We start from the raw sequence: 18,524 nt of genomic DNA on the forward strand, positions 1-18,524 counted from the left end.
ACTATACGAAGTTTATATGAATGCAATAAAAATTGATACACCTCTACAATATTCAATAGCTGTAACTGAATTTCTTTCAGACAATCCAAATGCTAATTGTGTTATTATTGCTTCTGCCACAGGAGTTAAGCAAAATTATTATCACAATTTTTCAAAGTTTTTATCTCATAACAATTATTCTGTTTTCACCTTTGATTATGGCGGAATTGGCGATTCAAAACCAGAATCTCTAAAGAAATTTTCTACAACCGCAACAAATTGGGCACAAAATGATTTTGAAAGTGTGGTTCAATATGTTAAAAGCAAAAAGCCCGACAGCAAAATATTCATTATAACGCACAGTATTGGTGGCCAGCTTATTGGTTTAGTTCCTTCAAATAATTTATTTGACGGCGTAATCATGGCTGTTTCACAATCTGGAAGCTGGATTCACTGGAAAGGATTTGAGAGACTAAAAATGCAATTTTTGTGGTATGTTACTATACCTTTATTTTGCAGAATTTTCAATTATTTACCTTCCAGTCATTTTACCCGTATGGAAGATTTACCAAAAGAAATGGCTCTGGAATGGGCAAAATGGTGCAAAAAACCAAATTATCATTTTGATTGTATTGACAATGTAAAAGAGCATTATGATAAAATTAAATGCAAAATTATTTCTTATAGTATCGACAATGATTTTTATGCAACTGTTCCGGCAGTAAACTGGATTGCATCACAATTTAAAAACGCTGATGTTACCAGAACGCATTTAAAAGCCGAAGACTTTGGAGTAAAAGACATTGGCCATTTTGGCTTCTTTAAAAATAAATTTAAAGACAGTATTTGGAACGTGTTTTTAGAGGATTTAAGGAAATTCGAGAATTAGGATCTTCAAAATTGAGATATATTATCTCCCATTAAAAATAAAAAAAGGCATCTCAAAAGTCAGAGTAGCATCGTTTTATTTTACATATTTCTTGTTCCGTAGGAACATCTCATTGGTAGAAAATTATATTTTCACCATCGTTACGTTCCATAGGAACGTTTCATTTTAACATCGCTATTTAAAATCTGGCATATCAAACGTTCCTACGGAACGTAATCGTGTCTAACCTCTATTCTTTCTACCTACGAAACATTCCTAATGGAATGAAACTGTATAAAAAATGGCAAGTATAAGTTTACATTAAAATAGTTTACATTAAAACATAAAAAAAATGACAACCATTTCTGATTGTCATTTTTTACTAATTCAAAATATCTACAATTATTTTTTAGCGTCTTTATTTTCTTCAGATTTTGCACCCATTCTGTTAACAGTATACATTGGTGCAAATTTAATTTTTAAACCGGCAATTTTTCTGTTATCTTCAGATGTAAGTCCTTCTTTTTCAACTGTATTTTTACGGCTGTCAAGTGCTTCATACATTAATTTAACTTCATCCCAGTCTTCTCTTGAATATTTATCTTTATTATCTTCAACAGTGTGAACGAATTGTTGGTAAACGCTGTGAATATTTTGGGCATTTACCCAGCTAAAATTCATATCATCACCAATTTTTCCTGCACCAAACAAAGCATCTCTTAATTGTTGTTTTGGACTTGGAGCCGGAGCTGGAGGGGCAAAAACGGTGGACATCTCATTTTTAAACTCTTCGTATTTAACTTTGCTGGCATTTATTTTTTCAGTAGCAGCCGAATTATCTTTTAAGTCTGCCAGTGCTGCCTGAGCTTCCTGAGATCTTCTGTCATATTCAGCATCAACTGCTTTCCAGTCTGCTTTTAAATTTTCTGCTGAAACATTTTTAACTGAATCGACGTATGCTACATAAGCGTCAACTTTTTTCTGAGCTTGTTCTTGTTTTTCATCTTTACACGATGTAAAGCTTAATGCAATTAATGCGATTCCTAATACCATTTGAATATTTTTCATAATACTGATTGTTTTAATTAATTATAATCAAATTTACCAAATAGCCAATCAAACAAATTACATTATTGTCATGTTTGAAAATTTAAAAACATTTTAATACTATAAAATTCATAAAATAATGACAATTATGCAAAATCAATCAAAAATGATATAACTATTTCTGCTTTAAAAACCATATTTATTTTAATACATATCTATTAAAAAGCTTTTGTAACAAAATTCAATTCTAACCTACTTATCATTTTTATGAAAAGTGTTTTGTACTTTTAAATCCAAAATTGTAAAACGAAATGGCAAATCCATTAATTAAAATAACTGACATAAGACGAAATTTTGTACTTGGTAATGAAATCGTGTATGTTTTAAAAGGAATTAATTTAGAAATCAACAAAGGCGAATATGTTGCTTTAATGGGACCTTCGGGATCTGGAAAATCAACTTTAATGAATTTATTAGGTTGTTTGGACACGCCAACTTCCGGACGTTATGTTTTAAATGGAAAAGATGTGAGCCAAATGCGTGATGACGAATTAGCCGGAATTCGTAATACAGAAATCGGATTTGTTTTTCAAACTTTTAATCTTTTACCAAGAACCACGGCTTTAGACAATGTAGCTTTACCAATGATTTACGCTGGATATTCAAAATCTGACAGAAATGCGAGAGCAACAGAGGTTTTAGCACAAGTAAATCTAGCCGATAGAATGGATCACCAGCCAAATCAGCTTTCTGGAGGACAACGCCAGCGTGTTGCCATTGCCCGCGCTTTAGTCAATAAACCTTCGATTATTTTAGCCGATGAACCAACAGGAAACTTAGACAGTAAAACTTCTGTAGAAATCATGAAACTTTTTGGAGATATTCATGCACAAGGAAATACTGTAATTCTAGTAACGCACGAAGAAGATATCGCTGCCTACGCACACCGCGTAATTCGTTTAAGAGACGGATTGATTGAAAGCGACACCACTAAATAATTTTAAATTTCTGATTTTAGATTGCCTTTCAGTTTAGATTTCTGATTTTAGATTTTAGATTGTTTTCTAAATCTAAAATTTACGACTCTAACATTTAATCTAAAATCATAAATCTACAATCTCAAATAACCATGAAAGTATACACCAAAACAGGCGATAAAGGAACAACAGCTCTTTTTGGAGGCACGCGTGTACCTAAAGATCATATCAGGATTGACAGTTATGGAACTGTTGATGAATTAAACTCCTATATAGGATTAATTCGCGATCAGGAAATTGATTCACATTATAAGATTATTTTAATAGAAATTCAGGATCGTCTTTTTACTGTAGGCGCCATTTTGGCAACTCCACAGGAAAAAGAAGTTTTAAAAAACGGAGAACTCCGCTTAAAAAATCTCGGAATAATTGATTCGGATATCGAATTACTCGAAAACGAAATAGATAAAATGGAAGAAAGTCTTCCACAAATGACTCATTTTGTTTTGCCGGGCGGTCATCCAACCGTGTCACATTGTCATATTGCCCGCTGTATATGCCGCCGTGCAGAGCGTTTGGCAGTACATTTAAGTCATAATGAACACGTTCCTGAAATCGCAATTATGTACTTAAACCGACTTTCTGACTACCTTTTTGTCTTGGCACGGAAGTTGTCGTTTGACTTAAAAGCGGAGGAAGTGAAATGGATACCTAGAAAATAAATTTTCTGCAAATTCCAAATTTTTGAAATCCCAAATTCCAAAGAAAAAATTAAATTCTTTCGAATTTTTAAAGCGAAATAAAGTTCCAAAAATTGGAATTTTGAATTTAAATATTGAGATTTCAAGTGTCTTTTTTGAGATTTGAAATTTAAAAATTGGAATTTAACAAGAGACGTTCTTAAATTTTATTAAAATAAATCAAATTTTACTTGTCTTTTTCAGTAAAAAATTTATTTTTGCACAAACTAAACAGATAACAGATGTATTGGACATTAGAATTAGCATCTTATTTAAGTGATGCGCCATGGCCTGCTAACAAAGACGAACTTATAGACTACGCTATTAGAGCTGGTGCTCCATTAGAAGTAGTAGAAAACCTTCAGTCAATAGAAGACGAAGGCGAGATATATGAATCAATGGAAGAAATTTGGCCTGATTATCCAACAGACGAAGATTATCTTTGGAATGAGGATGAATATTAAAAAATAAACCAAAGGAAAAAGTCTCATCACAGAGGCTTTTTTTTTGGTTCAAATACATATTATATAATAAAGAAATACAAATAAATTATGAGTTTCATAAATAGCATCATTAAGGTCTTTGTAGGTGATAAATCTCAAAAAGATGTCAAAGCTTTACAACCTTATTTAAACAAAATTAAGACTTTCGAAACTAGTTTAATGAGTTTATCTCATGACGAACTAAGAGCGAGAACCGCTTATTTTAAAGAAAAAATTAAAGAAGCAAGGGCAGATAAAGATGCTAAAATCGCTTCTCTAAAAGCTGAAGTTGAAAATATTGAGGATATCGACAAAAGAGAAGATATTTATGATGCAATAGACGCTCTTGAAAAAGAAGCTTATGAAATCTCTGAAAAAACTTTATTGGAAATTCTTCCGGAAGCGTTTTCTGTAGTAAAAGAAACGGCACGTCGTTTTAAAGAAAACTCTCATATCGAGGTTACTGCAACTGCAAAAGACCGCGAATTCTCTGCAACAAAACCATATATTGTTATTGACGGCGAAAAATCTATCTGGGCTAACAAATGGAATGCTGCCGGAAAAGACATCACTTGGGATATGATTCACTATGATGTTCAGTTGATTGGTGGAATGGTTTTGCACGAAGGTAAAGTTGCCGAAATGCAAACGGGTGAAGGTAAAACTTTAGTAGCTACACTTCCATTATATTTAAACGCTTTGACAGGAAACGGAGTTCACTTAGTAACGGTGAATGACTACTTAGCAAAACGTGACAGCACGTGGAAAGCGCCTTTATTCGAATTCCACGGTTTATCTGTAGATTGTATCGATAATCACCAGCCAAGTACAGAAGCTAGAAAAAAGGCTTATGATGCTGATATCACTTACGGAACCAACAACGAATTTGGTTTTGACTACTTAAGAGATAACATGGCACACTCGCCTAGTGATTTAGTGCAGAGAAAACACAATTATGCTATTGTCGACGAGGTCGATTCTGTTTTAATTGATGATGCAAGAACACCGCTTATTATTTCAGGACCAGTTCCGCAGGGAGATCGTCATGAATTTAACGAATTAAAACCAAAAATCGAGAACTTAGTTGCACAACAGCGTCAGTTGGCGAATGGTTTCTTGGCAGAAGCTAAAAAATTAATCAAAGAAGGAAATACTAAAGAAGGTGGTTTCTTATTATTAAGAGCTTACAGAAGTTTACCTAAAAATAAAGCATTAATTAAATTTTTAAGTGAAGAAGGAATTAAACAATTACTTCAAAAAACTGAAAATCAATACATGCAGGATAACAATCGCGAAATGCATAAAGTGGATGAAGCTTTATACTTTGTGATTGAAGAAAAAAACAATCAGGTTGAATTAACAGATAACGGTATTCAATACCTTTCTGGAGATACAGATGCTGACTTTTTCGTACTTCCAGATATTGGAACTGAAATCGCTGCTATCGAAAAACAAAAACTGGATAAAGATGCTGAAGCAGAAGCTAAAGAAAGATTATTCCAGGATTTTGGAGTAAAAAGCGAGCGTATTCACACTTTAACTCAGCTTTTAAAAGCGTACGCTCTTTTTGAAAAAGATGTAGAATACGTTATCATGGACAACAAAATTATGATTGTCGATGAGCAAACAGGTCGTATTATGGATGGTCGTCGTTACTCTGACGGTTTACACCAAGCGATCGAAGCTAAAGAAAATGTAAAAATTGAAGCTGCAACCCAAACTTTTGCAACCGTTACATTACAGAATTATTTCAGAATGTACAGCAAATTAGGCGGTATGACGGGTACAGCGGTTACAGAAGCTGGCGAGTTATGGCAGATTTACAAACTGGACGTTGTTGAAATTCCAACCAACCGACCAATTTTAAGACAAGATAAAGAAGATTATATCTATAAAACTACACGTGAAAAATTCAACGCTGTAATTGAAGACGTTACCGAATTATCAAACGCTGGAAGACCAGTATTGATTGGAACAACTTCTGTAGAGATTTCAGAATTATTAAGCCGTATGCTTAAAATGAGAGGAATCACGCATAACGTATTGAATGCTAAAATGCACAAGCAAGAGGCACAAATCGTTGAAGAAGCTGGTAAAGCCGGAGTTGTAACTATTGCAACTAACATGGCTGGTCGTGGTACCGATATTAAATTATCTCCAGAAGTAAAAGCTGCAGGAGGTTTAGCAATCGTGGGTACAGAACGTCATGATTCACGTCGTGTTGACAGACAGTTACGTGGTCGTTCTGGTCGTCAGGGAGATCCGGGAAGTTCTCAATTTTATGTTTCTCTTGAAGATAACCTAATGCGTTTATTTGGTTCTGAAAGAGTTGCAAAAGTGATGGACAGAATGGGATTGAAAGAAGGTGAAGTTATTCAGCATTCTATGATGACTAAATCTATCGAACGTGCTCAGAAAAAAGTAGAAGAAAACAACTTTGGTGTTCGTAAACGTTTATTAGAATATGATGACGTTATGAACTCTCAGCGTGAAGTAGTTTACAAACGTCGTCGTCACGCATTGTTTGGCGAGCGTTTAAAACTGGATATCGCGAATATGCTTTATGATACTTGCGAATTAATCGTAAGTAACAATAAAGTGGCAAATGATTTCAAAAGTTTTGATTTTGACTTAATTCGTTATTTTGGAATTACTTCTCCAATTTCAGAAGCTGATTTCCAAAAATTATCAGACATTGAAATCACTGGAAAAGTATACAAAGAAGCTTTGGCTTTTTACACTGAAAAAACAGAAAGAAGCGCAAGAGAAGCTTTCCCTATTATTAGAGGAGTTTATGAAGAGCCAAACAATCATTTCGAAAGAATTGTAGTTCCTTTTACAGACGGAATCAAAACTTTGAATGTTGTTACAGACTTGAAAAAAGCTTACGAAAGCGAAGGAGCGCAATTAATTGCTGATTTCGAGAAAAACATCACACTTTCGATTGTTGATGAGGCCTGGAAAAAACACTTGCGTAAAATGGACGAATTGAAACAATCTGTTCAATTAGCCGTTCACGAACAAAAAGATCCATTGCTTATTTACAAATTAGAAGCTTTCAATTTGTTTAGAGGAATGCTTGACAACGTTAATAAAGAAGTTATTTCATTCTTGTTTAAAGGTGATTTACCAGCTCAAAACGTTACTTCTGAAATTCACGAAGCAAGAGAAGTTCGTCAAAAAGAAAATTTACAATTAAGCAAAGACGAAATTCCTAACAGTGAAAGCATCAACCGCGAAGCTGGAGAAACACAACAGCGTCAGGTGACAGAAACGATTGTAAGAGATATGCCAAAAATCAATCGTAATGATACTGTAACAGTTCAGGAAGTTGCAACTGGTAAAACAGAAACAATGAAATTTAAAAAAGCAGAAATTCTTTTAGCTTCTGGAGCTTGGGTTATTGTTAAAGAATAAGTTTTCAGTATTCAGTCGCAGTTTTCAGTTTACAGACTAGACGAATTACATATCAAACCCGACAGGTTTTAAAAACCTGTCGGGTTTTTAGTTTACAGTATTCAGTCGCAGTTTTCAGTATTCAGTTTACAGACTGTGACTGAAAACTGCGACTGAGACTGAAAACTTTTTCAAAAAAACTTTTTCCACAAACTCTTGGTAATAAATGCGAATTAAATGTATTTTTGCATTCGAAACATAGAAACAGCGTTTTGAAACGATTTTTGATCATATTGCTTTCATGTACACTTTTACTGCCCTCTTTTGGCAGTTTCTTTGTTTACACTTCTTTCAAACTTAATCAGGAAGAAATTTCAAAAACGATTTGCGTACAGCGAAAAATGGTTTTTAATTCCTGTAACGGTCGATGTGAACTTCAAAAAAGTTTAAAAAAATACGCTGATAACGAAAAAAGAATGCAAAACAACCTGAAAGAAAAAGCAGAAGTTGTTTACATTCAAAATACTACCACAACTAATTTTAAATTAGTTACACCAATCGAATCAAGAGCAAAAATCTTTGCTTCTTTTGATACAAAACCAATCTCGGTTTCAAACACTACGTTTCGACCTCCATCCTATTTTATATAAATTTCTGATAACCGCTTTTCAATAGTTTTTGAAAAGATTTTTTTCTTGTCATAAAGTCAGGAAAAGCACACGTTACTTTAAAATTTATATAAATTTAAAATGAAAAAAATATACATTATCCTATTACTTATAGGACAATTTGTCTTTGCGCAGAACAAGGTAGAAAAAGACACAACAAAATCTCAAGAGCTTGAAAACGTTTTTATAACTGCCAACAGAACTGCCACTAAACGCAAGGAAACTCCTGTTGCAATTAGCAAAATAACAGCCAAAACCATTAACGAAGCAAAAGCTACTGCCGTTTATGAAATTATAAACAAAACGCCGGGAGTTTTAATGGTTAATTTAGGAAACGAACAGCACATGATGTCTATTCGTCAGCCAATGACAACAAATGCTTATTATTTGTATTTAGAAGATGGTTTGCCAATTCGTCCAATGGGAATTTTTAATCACAATGCTTTATTAGAAATCAATCAATATAATTTACAAAGTATTGAAGTAGTTAAAGGTCCGGTTTCTTCTTTATACGGCCCTGAAGCTGTGGGCGGAACAATCAATTTAATTTCAATAAAACCACCTGTTGATCCAGAATTTAAATTTGGAGTTCAGGCAGATAATTATGGTTACAGAAGATTTCAGGCTGCCGGCGGTGCAACCGTAGGAAAAGTTGGTTTTCATATTGCCGGAATTTCAAGTTTACAGGAAAACGGATGGATGACTTATTCTGATTATAACAAAGATAATCTGAATGCGAGAATCGATTATAACATCTCTCCTTCTACCCGATTAATAAACAATACGATGTATGGAAAATATTATTCGGATATGAGCGGAACGGTTAACGAAGACGCTTTCAACAACAGAACATACAAAAGCACTTCAAATTTTACTTATAGAAAATCTGATGCTTTAAGAACCCGCTTAACGCTGGAACACAACTGGAACAGTAATTCAAACAGTTATATTACAGCTTATTTGCGCGACAATAAATTAGGACAAAATCCTTCTTATGGAATTAAATGGAGCCCAACTGTAAATCCTACAACTGCTAAAGGCGAAGTAAATTCAAATAACTTTAAAAGCTACGGAGCAATTGCCCAACACGTTCAAAAATTTAATTTACTTAATATGAAACTTGTTGCCGGAGCTTTATACGATTATTCTCCCGTAACCTATTGGTCCTATGTAATTGACTTAAAAGCGAACCTAAATCCGGGAGAAGCGGGTAAACAAACCGTTGATTCTTATGAAATTATTGCAGAACATCCAGATTCAAAATTAGCTGATTATACTGCAGATATTTATAATTATGCTCAATATGCTCAATTTAGTTTTAGCCCTATCGAAAAATTAGTTATTACAACTGGCGCTCGATATGATAACATGAAAGTAAATTATAATAATGCTTTAGACAAATCTACCGGAAGCAAAGTGTATGATAAAACAACTTATAAAACGGGTATAAATTTCAATCCTTTTGAGTTTGCTGGCATTTATGCTAATTATTCTCAAGGTTTTGCTCCTCCGGGAATTACCTCTATTTTTAGAACCAAACCCGGAACTGGAGGCACAACAGGTGTTCCGGCTGATTTTTATTATAACCTAGAACCTGCCACTTTTGATAATGTTGAATTTGGAGGATGGTTTTCTTTGCTTGAAAACAAATTAAATTTTGATTATGCCTTTTATTATATGGAAGGTAAAAACGAGCTGTTAAATATTAAACTTCCGGATAACTCAACAGATTATCGTTCGGCAGGAGAAACGCGTCATAAAGGAGTTGAATTTGGAGCTTCATATCGTCCTTCACAGCAATTTAATATTCGCTTGGGCGGAACTTACGCACAGCATACGTATATCGATTTTAAACTTTCGGACAAACCAAGCGATCCTGTTCAGGATTTAAACGGAAAAGAAATGCCGGCAGCACCAAAATGGTCGGGAAATTCAGAGGTAAGTTATTATCCAAACTGGCTTCCTAATTTAAGAACTTCTCTTGAATGGCAGCTTGTGGGAAGTTATTACCAAGATCAGATCAATACGGTAAAATACGACGGTTACAACATTTTCAATGCAAGAGTGGGTTATCAGTGGAAAGGCATTGAAGTATATGGAAACGTAATGAACTTAACTGATAAATTATACGCCTACAATGTTTCGAGAGCCAATACCACAAACGCACAGCCAACATATACGGCGGCAGCTCCAAGAACATTTGTATTTGGAATTCAGTACAATTTTTCATTAAAAAAATAAAATTATTTGCCACAGATTACACGGATTAAAAGGATTAATCACAGAGTTTAAATAAAAAAATCATTTTAATCCGTGTAATCTGTGGCAAAAAAAATAAAAACAAAAACAACTCAATTATGAGTAAAGAAATCAAGAAAAAATCTTCTAAAAAGAAAGATTCTAAAATCGTAAAAAAAATCAAGCAGCACATGTACAAATGGCATCGTGTTATTGGCTTAATTACCATTGTTCCTGTTATTTTCTGGACGCTGTCTGGTTTAATGCACCCTTTTATGGCGCATTTTTTCAAACCTGAAATTGCTCACGAAAAATTGGAGCAGCAAATAATCGACAAAATCCAGCTGAAATTATCTATTCAGGAAGTATTACAAAAAAACGAAATCACTCAATTCAAGAATTTCCGAATCGTCACTTTTAATAATATTAATTATTATCAGGTAAAAACAATTTTTGGTGAATTGTGGTATTATGATGCTTCAAACGGAAAAAAACTGGAAGACGGAGATCAAAAATATGCAGAATGGCTTTCTCGTTATTTTCTGGATGATCAAAAAAGCACCATAAAAAAGAGTGAAGTTGTAACCGAATTTACATCACAATACAAATATGTAAATCGTTATTTACCGGTTTACAAACTAACTTTTGAGCGTCCTGATGCTATGGAAGTTTATGTAGAAACATCTTCCAGTAAACTGGCCACTTACAATCCAACTTCAAGACAGGCTTTTATCTGGTTTTTTGATACTTTTCATAATTGGTCTTTTATAGATGCTATATCCAACAATAGTATCAGGATTATTACCATGATTTTTTTATTGTCAATTATTGGATTTTCTGCTTTAAGCGGCATATTGATTTACGGTTTATTGTGGAAACAATTCAAAAAAACAGATAATGCGGCTCCTAAAAAAGGGCTTAGAAAATACCATCGCCAAATTGGGATTTGGGTTTCACTTTTCACTTTGACTTTTGCTTTTAGCGGAGGATATCATGCCACAACAAAATGGGCACCTTATACTTTATCGCAAATGGTTTATGAACCTACATTTGTGACTAAAGAAATTCCGTTAGCTAATAATACGCTGGATTTAGACTGGACTCGTTTTCAAAATGCCAGTATTATTACTTTAAACGATACCACTTATTTTCGTTGTCAATTACTTGAAAAAAGTAAATTCAAGACTTCAAAAGTAGATTCTAATTCAAAATGGAATAAAAAGAAAGATCAAAAATCGGAAGTGATTTACATTAATGCTACAACCAATAAAGTTGTCCCAAATGTTGATCTTCATTATGCCGAATATTTGGCTTACTATTTTACTGGCGGAGCTCCGCAAGCGGCTTGCTGCGAAATGATCGAAACTTCTGATGAACCTGAAGAATCATTAGAAAATGTAAAATTATTAGAATCAAAAGTGTTGACTGACTTTGAAAGCAGGGAATATGGTTTTGTAAATAAACGTCTGCCTGTTGTAAAACTAGCATACGATACTCCGGAAAAAACAACGTATTTTATTGAAACTTCAACTTCGAGACTGGCGGCTGTAGTTAAAAATGCAGATAAAGTAGAAGGTTATTCTTTTGCGATATTGCATAAATTTTTATTCATGGATTGGGCAGGAAAAAACATTCGTGATTTAGCCACAGTTTTAGCTGCATTGAGCATTTTAATTGTCAGCATTTTAGGTTTTATTTTATTCTTAAAAAAGTAAACAACTCCACAACAACCTGCAAGGTTTTCAAAACCTTGTAGGTTTTAAGTTTTTAATATCTAGTCTTTTTTCGCCACGAATTCACGAATGTATTTGTATAAAAATTCATGAATTCGTGGCGAAAACTTTATCCTGTTTGTGTGTAATGTTACACCAAAATACCTACAAGGTTTTGAAAACCTTGCAGGATATCGTGATTTCTAATTCGTGTAATTCGTGGCAGAAAACTCTCCCCAACTACCAAAAGTGGCTGGGGATTTTTTATATTTGATGACTAATAAACCTTTTACAATAAAGAGTTGAGAAAAAAGATTCAGTTTTCGTTATTACTAATTTGGGCAATCCTTTTTAGTTATTTCTTTATCTTAATGCTGAAGCTGACTTTGCAGTACATTCCGCTAAAAAACGACGCTGCTTTTCTTCAAATCAAACAAACCGAAGTTTCTGAAATCCCCTATTACATTACCTTTTTTTACATTCATGTATATTCGGCGATTTTTGTTTTGTTTTCGGGATTTTTCCAGTTTAATAATACTCTTTTAAAGAAATATCCCGTTCTGCATCGGAATCTCGGAAAACTATATATTTTTGTAATTCTGTTTTTAAGTGCGCCTTCGGGGTTATTTATTGGCTTTTTTGCTAATGGCGGATTTTATTCTAAAATATCTTTTATCTCTTTATCCGTTTTATGGTTTTACTTTACTTTAAAAGGTTTTCTGTTCATTAAAAACAAAAATATCAAGCAGCACAAGGCCTTTATGTTCCGAAGTTTTGCTTTAACATTTTCTGCCGTTACCTTACGTTTTTGGAAGGTGATTCTTGTATATTTGTTTCATCCTGCGCCAATGGATTTATATCAAATTATTGCCTGGTTAGGCTGGATTCCGAATTTATTAATCATCGAATATTATCTTTATCATCAATCAAAAAAATGAAAAACCTTCTTTATTTATTTTTAGCCGTTTCCCTTTTTTCTTGTAATTCTAAAGAAAAACAACCAAAAATCAGTGATAACAAAATGCCCGAAGAAATTCGAACTGATTTATACGGCTCATGGGTTGGCGATTTTGTTGTTGCAGAACGTGACACAACCCAGCCGGAAAAAGAAAGATATAGTAATAAGATTAATATCGTTATCAAAAAAATTACCGAAACAGAAGTTACAGGACAAAGTATTGTTGCAGGTAATAACAGACCGCTTACAGGTACAATGAAAAGAACCGGAAATACAATTTCTTTTACACTAAAAGAACCGGGCGATGATAAAAACGATGGTGTTTTTACTTTCGAAATACAAAATGATACTCTTTTAAAAGGAACATGGACAGCAAATAATCCGAAAAAAGAAGTTCAAAAAAGAAAATTTGAACTAACTAAAAAACAGTTTAAATATGATCCTACAGTAATGCTTCCGGATAACGATATGTATGTTGATTATGAAAATCCAAAAGAAGAGGAAGTAACTTATGAAGAGGAGAATGAAGGCGAAGAAACAAAAGACTCTACAAAAACTGAAACATATTTTGAGAATGTATACAGAATGGCATCTGAAAATATTTTAAAAATCAATTCTTCTACACAAAAGTTAAAAGAATCGGATGTTAAAAACTTAAAGAAAATCGATCTGGAAATTCTTAGAAATACCATTTTTGCCAGACACGGATTTTCTTTTAAAACGAAAACGGTACGCCAGTTTTTTGATGACGTTGAATGGTATATTCCGGTTTCGACTAATGTTGACGATCAATTAACTTCTGTAGAAAAAGAAAATATTGTATTATTAAAACGTTTTGAAAAATACGCCGAAGATAATTATGATTCTTTTGGAAGGTAGTTTATAAGGTGCTAAGATTCTAAGTTGCTGAGATTCTAAGTTTTTCTCAACGACTCTCCTGCAAGGTTTCCAAAACCTTGTAGGTATAACATTTTAAGACTTAAGTTTTTTTTTCGCCACGAATTCACGAATGTATTTGTATAAGTGGATTCGTGGCGGAAAACTTTTCTTAAATACCTACAAGGTTTTGGAAACCTTGCAGGAAATCGCTATCTCGGGTTTTCTTCGTAATAACGTGCTTCGATTCGCTTAATATCTTTAATTGAATTTTTAGCCCACAACAGACGTTTTTCTAATATTTCTTCATCAGATAAATGCCAGTCAATATCTGAATTTCGTAGTCTGTTGGTAAGGTTTTGAATGATGATAGCAGCAGAAACAGAAATATTCAAACTCTCTGTAAAACCTACCATCGGAATTTTTAAAAATCCATCAGCTTTTTCTAAAATTTCCGGCGAAAGACCGTCTTTTTCAGTTCCAAAAAACAAAGCACTTGGTTTTGTAATATCAAAATCCTGAATCATACAGTCGTTTTCATGCGGTGTTGTCGCAATAATTTGATATCCTTTATTTCTTAAAGAGGAAACACAGCCTTCGACACTATCAAAACGGTTAATATCAACCCATTTTTGTGCACCTAAAGCAATTTCTTTATCTATTCTTTTACCAAAACGCTGTTCGATAATATTAAGTTCCTGAATTCCAAAAACCTCACAACTGCGCATTACGGCACTCGTGTTATGCATTTGAAAAACATCTTCGACCGCAATAGTAAAATGTTTGGTTCGGTTTTCTAATACTTTTAAAAACTTCTCTTTTCGGTTGTCTGTCAATATATTTTCGAGAAATGCCAGGTAATCTAAATCAATCATTTTGTTTGTATTTGGCGCAAAAATACATATAAATCAATAAAAAGTAAATTCATGTGTATTTTAGTTTTCCTGATGTTCCAGAAACGTGTTGTTTAATTTTTCGTGCAGCAGATTAAGCTTTGTAAAATTAATTTCTAATTCTTCTTCTTTAAAAGAATCTCCGTTAAAAGCCTCATTTTCGTTTTTAGAATGGGCATTTAAACGCTCATACATTTTATCAAGTTCGGCGTAGTCATAATTGACTTTGATAAACGAAATAAATTTTTCTACAACCTGTTTCATTCCGTCATTATAATAAAGAGCCGTAACATTCTGATCTGTTTCGTAAAAACTCAGAAAACCTTCAAAATATTTCTCTAAAACCAAAGCCCCATATTGCTGAAAACTTATTCTATTTATTTCCTGAGCCGTAATTCCAAAAACACTCGGCGGCAGTAAATTGGGAACCATATGCATTCCCATCTTTTTTTGATGCGATTTCAAAACTTCTGTTGGGTTTCTGTAAAGCAGCGCAAAAGGTGTTTCAGCAAAAATGCTTCTTAAATAACCCGCATTAAAAATATGCCAGGCATCCAGTTTTAAAATTAAATTGTTTTGTTCCGGAAATCTTTTCTGACCTAATAATTTAATAACCGCTTTTAAAAGTGCCGACTTTTTGTCTAAACCAAACAAATTACTTCGCAAAATTTCATCCACGATTGGCGCTTCAGAAACCATAATATTTTCTGCTGAAGTGGCTAAAGACTGACTCAGCATGGTAGAACCGCATCTTGAAACGTGAAATACCAAAGATTTTAAATCGACCGAAACTATTTCTTCAGACCATTCTACAAGATTTTCAGGAGTACTTATTACTTTAAACGACTTTGAATTGTATTCGTGTTTTCTGCATTTTAAAATTGTTTCCTCAAAAAAAGGTTCGGCATATTTTAAATCTCCCACATAAATCCATTCAAAATAGATTTCATTATTTTTTTCAAGCAATTTATAAGGAATCCAGTTAGAAAGAGGATGAAGTATGTTTTCCATTGGTGATTTATTTTATTTTGACTGAAGATCTGCGATAATTTTTGCTGTCATTTCTGATGGATTCCGCGAAAGCTCAGCAATAATCTGTTGTTTTACCTCATCAGAATATTCATTTTTATTGGAAGAAGCATGAATATCAAAACCCATTTCGGCAAATAATTTATCCGACCAATCATTCCGAATGCAGTCCAGTGTAAGATGAATTCGCGGTTCGGCGCTCTTATTTTCAACACTGTGCGGGAGCTGGAAATTAGCATACCAGCACTCTCCCATTTTCATAGGAACGAGTTTTTTATCCACATAAAAAAAGACTTCAGAGTTTGTAATGATAGGAACATGAATTCTAAAAAATCCATCTTCATAAGAAGTATCATTATCCACATGTTCTTTGATTTCGCTGTTTTGCCCTAACCGAAGTAATCGCACAGCTTCTTTTTCGCATTGAAACCAATCCATAATTTCTTTAAAATAATGACAGCGATCCAACAGCGGCGTATTTTGGTATTCCTTATTTGAGAAAGAGGTAATATCGTTTACCAAACCCGATTGTGATCGTAAAGAAACACTTGTCCAATTTCCCTCATACCGGTTGGTGTTAAAATGCGGGGTCCATAAATCATTTTCGCAAATTGTAAGTTCTTGCTGCAGTTTTTCAATCGAAAAGGTAATAGGAAGTCTGCTTGACGAAGGATTCATAAGCTTAGGGTTAAATTTGAGATTTTTGTTTTGGTCCTGTAAATATATAAAATACACCAACCCAATTATCAAATAGATAAGCAAAATTTTACAAATTCAGGAATCCGTTTTTTAAGATTAAAGTTCTTTCTTTAAATTATCAATAATGAAGTCATAAAGTTTATTTGTTGAAAAAGACACCGTTTCTAAATCGGTTTTTAAGACTAAATCTGCTTTTTCGGGAGTTTCAAAAACATCACTTATTCCGGTGAAATTTTTAATTCTGTTAAGGTCATCTTCCGGCAGTAAAGCTTTTTTATACAAACCTTTCGGATCTCTTTTAATCAAATTATTTATCGAACAATCTAAAAAAACAGTTCGCACAAATTCGTGTGTTCTTAATTCATTTCGCAGACTTTCGTATGGATTTATTACTGACATTAAAGTAATGGTATCTTCAGCAACAAAATTTCGTCCCACATCAAAAAGGCGTCTTACATTCTCACAGCGGTCTTCTTTAGAAAATCCTAAATCTTTACAAATCGTTTTTCGGTACACATCGCCGTCAACAATTTCAGCTTTATAACCGTTTTCGATTAATAAATGCCGAACATTTTGAGCCAATGTCGTTTTTCCTGAACCCGATAATCCTGTAAACTGAATTAAAATCATTTAGAATTTCTTTTGTTTTTTATGAGGCATTAAAACTAAATAATCTGCAAGGTCAAAACAATAAGTATAATTACGGTTTTATTGTCTCTCAAAAATATTAAAAAAAATAATCGCACAAATGTGCCGATAGGCACTAAATATCGGTAGAAACAAAAGTTTAAATTGATTTTGGCGTGCCGTAGGTACGCAACAGAATGACTATTGCGTACCTACTGCACGCTAAATTATTTTCCATCCCTAATTTTCTACCGATATTCAGTGCCTGACGGCACAAAGCATACATTTTTAAGTGGCTCACAAAAATCATTATTTTCAAGTACTAAAAGAAACGTGCCGTTAGGCACATAATATCGGTAGATATTTAGAATTCGGTGTTCGTTCGCGTGCCGTAGGTACGCAACATAACAATAACTATTGCGTACCTACGGCACGCTAAATTATTTTCCATCCCTAATTTTCTACCGATATTTAGTCCTTGACGGCACACTCAATATTGGCATAAATTGCTATTTTTATCTTTTAATAAAATAAGCATGAAAAAGAAACTTGTTGTTTTAACCGGCGCCGGAATTAGTGCCGAAAGCGGTATTAAAACCTTTCGTGACAGCGATGGTTTATGGGAAGGTCACGACGTTATGGAAGTAGCAACTCCCGAAGGCTGGAACAAAAATCAGGAATTGGTTCTCGATTTTTACAATAAAAGACGCCAGCAGCTTAAGGAGGTACAACCCAATTTAGGACATCAAATTTTAGCCGAATTAGAAAAAGATTTCGACGTTTATATCATTACTCAAAATGTTGACGATTTACACGAACGTGCCGGAAGTACCAAAGTTTTGCATTTGCATGGCGAATTATTAAAAGTGAGAAGTGTCAGCAATCAAAATTTAATTTTAGACTGGACAGCCGATTTACTGACGGGTGATTTAGATGAAAACGGACATCAGTTACGACCGCATATTGTGTGGTTTGGAGAAGAAGTTCCGGCACTGGAAGAAGCTATTGATATAACCGAAACAGCAGATTATTTTGCCGTAATTGGAACTTCATTACAGGTTTATCCTGCGGCAGGTTTGATTTCTTATGCTCCCAGCACAACGCCTGTTTTTTATATTGATCCAAAACCTATTTCAATTCCCAATATTCGAAATAAAGTGGAAGTTATTGCAAAAGTTGCATCTGAAGGCGTTGCAGAATTAAGAGAAAAATTAAAATCGATTTAAGAACACAATTATTGAACACGAATTAGCACGAATATTATTTCTTTTGAATTTATTTACTTATCCATAAATTAAAAAATTCGTGCTAATTCGTGAAATTCGTGTTTTGCCC

Annotated in this window: 16 protein-coding genes; 11 read left to right on the forward strand and 5 right to left on the reverse strand. The window is 33.6% G+C overall.

Going from position 1 to position 18,524, the window contains the following annotated elements; translation table 11 throughout:
- The first annotated feature begins 16 nt into the window (after positions 1-16).
- The gene (locus tag NLJ00_RS24710) at positions 17-868 is read left to right on the forward strand and encodes an alpha/beta hydrolase family protein (protein ID WP_256635794.1); all 852 of its coding nucleotides are present in this window, start codon (positions 17-19) and stop codon (positions 866-868) included.
- A gap of 381 nt (positions 869-1,249) precedes the next feature.
- Here NLJ00_RS24710 and NLJ00_RS24715 read toward each other — a convergent pair whose 3' ends face one another.
- A complete protein-coding gene (locus NLJ00_RS24715) occupies positions 1,250-1,915 on the reverse strand; it encodes a DUF6565 domain-containing protein (RefSeq protein ID WP_053473790.1) in 666 nt (221 codons plus the stop codon).
- Positions 1,916-2,205: 290 nt separating this feature from the next.
- Between NLJ00_RS24715 and NLJ00_RS24720 the strand changes: the two genes are divergently transcribed.
- From NLJ00_RS24720 to NLJ00_RS24760, 9 genes are all read left to right on the forward strand, one after another.
- Positions 2,206-2,892, forward strand: coding sequence for an ABC transporter ATP-binding protein (locus NLJ00_RS24720; protein ID WP_053473789.1), 687 nt, complete (start codon positions 2,206-2,208; stop codon positions 2,890-2,892).
- Between the two features lie 131 nt (positions 2,893-3,023).
- The gene (locus NLJ00_RS24725) at positions 3,024-3,593 is read left to right on the forward strand and encodes a cob(I)yrinic acid a,c-diamide adenosyltransferase (RefSeq protein WP_256635795.1); all 570 of its coding nucleotides are present in this window, start codon (positions 3,024-3,026) and stop codon (positions 3,591-3,593) included.
- A gap of 260 nt (positions 3,594-3,853) precedes the next feature.
- Positions 3,854-4,075, forward strand: a complete 222-nt coding sequence (locus NLJ00_RS24730; RefSeq protein ID WP_007138072.1) for a DUF2795 domain-containing protein — start codon at positions 3,854-3,856, stop codon at positions 4,073-4,075.
- Positions 4,076-4,162: 87 nt separating this feature from the next.
- Positions 4,163-7,510 carry a preprotein translocase subunit SecA gene (gene secA, locus NLJ00_RS24735; protein ID WP_256635796.1) on the forward strand — a complete coding sequence of 1,116 codons (3,348 nt, stop codon included), beginning with the start codon at positions 4,163-4,165 and terminating at the stop codon, positions 7,508-7,510.
- Between the two features lie 251 nt (positions 7,511-7,761).
- Positions 7,762-8,139 (forward strand): hypothetical protein, encoded by a 378-nt coding sequence (locus NLJ00_RS24740; protein ID WP_180859632.1) that lies wholly within the window; start codon positions 7,762-7,764, stop codon positions 8,137-8,139.
- A gap of 99 nt (positions 8,140-8,238) precedes the next feature.
- The gene (locus NLJ00_RS24745; RefSeq protein WP_256635797.1) at positions 8,239-10,398 is read left to right on the forward strand and encodes a TonB-dependent receptor; all 2,160 of its coding nucleotides are present in this window, start codon (positions 8,239-8,241) and stop codon (positions 10,396-10,398) included.
- Positions 10,399-10,514: 116 nt separating this feature from the next.
- Positions 10,515-12,110 (forward strand): PepSY-associated TM helix domain-containing protein, encoded by a 1,596-nt coding sequence (locus tag NLJ00_RS24750; protein ID WP_256635798.1) that lies wholly within the window; start codon positions 10,515-10,517, stop codon positions 12,108-12,110.
- 299 nt (positions 12,111-12,409) lie between these two features.
- Positions 12,410-13,045 carry a DUF2306 domain-containing protein gene (locus NLJ00_RS24755; RefSeq protein WP_256635799.1) on the forward strand — a complete coding sequence of 212 codons (636 nt, stop codon included), beginning with the start codon at positions 12,410-12,412 and terminating at the stop codon, positions 13,043-13,045.
- Positions 13,042-13,944, forward strand: a complete 903-nt coding sequence (locus NLJ00_RS24760; RefSeq protein ID WP_180859638.1) for a YARHG domain-containing protein — start codon at positions 13,042-13,044, stop codon at positions 13,942-13,944. The genes NLJ00_RS24755 and NLJ00_RS24760 overlap by 4 nt, the downstream gene beginning before the upstream one ends.
- Positions 13,945-14,153: 209 nt before the next feature.
- Here NLJ00_RS24760 and NLJ00_RS24765 read toward each other — a convergent pair whose 3' ends face one another.
- From NLJ00_RS24765 to cysC, 4 genes are all read right to left on the reverse strand, one after another.
- Complete coding sequence (locus tag NLJ00_RS24765; protein ID WP_053473781.1) at positions 14,154-14,816, reverse strand: TrmH family RNA methyltransferase; 663 nt, start codon at positions 14,814-14,816, stop codon at positions 14,154-14,156.
- Positions 14,817-14,876: 60 nt separating this feature from the next.
- Entirely contained in the window at positions 14,877-15,845 is a 969-nt protein-coding gene (locus NLJ00_RS24770) for a sulfotransferase family protein (protein ID WP_256635800.1), read from the reverse strand.
- Between the two features lie 12 nt (positions 15,846-15,857).
- Complete coding sequence (locus tag NLJ00_RS24775; protein WP_256635801.1) at positions 15,858-16,541, reverse strand: aspartyl/asparaginyl beta-hydroxylase domain-containing protein; 684 nt, start codon at positions 16,539-16,541, stop codon at positions 15,858-15,860.
- A 117-nt stretch (positions 16,542-16,658) separates the two neighbouring features.
- Positions 16,659-17,192, reverse strand: coding sequence for an adenylyl-sulfate kinase (cysC, locus tag NLJ00_RS24780; protein ID WP_256635802.1), 534 nt, complete (start codon positions 17,190-17,192; stop codon positions 16,659-16,661).
- Between the two features lie 533 nt (positions 17,193-17,725).
- On the opposite strand from cysC, the gene NLJ00_RS24785 reads away from it, so the two are divergent.
- A complete protein-coding gene (locus NLJ00_RS24785; protein WP_256635803.1) occupies positions 17,726-18,415 on the forward strand; it encodes an SIR2 family NAD-dependent protein deacylase in 690 nt (229 codons plus the stop codon).
- Positions 18,416-18,524: the final 109 nt, after the last annotated feature.

The sequence above is a fragment of the Flavobacterium panici genome (genome assembly GCF_024499525.1).
Taxonomy (GTDB): Bacteria; Bacteroidota; Bacteroidia; order Flavobacteriales; family Flavobacteriaceae; genus Flavobacterium; species Flavobacterium panici.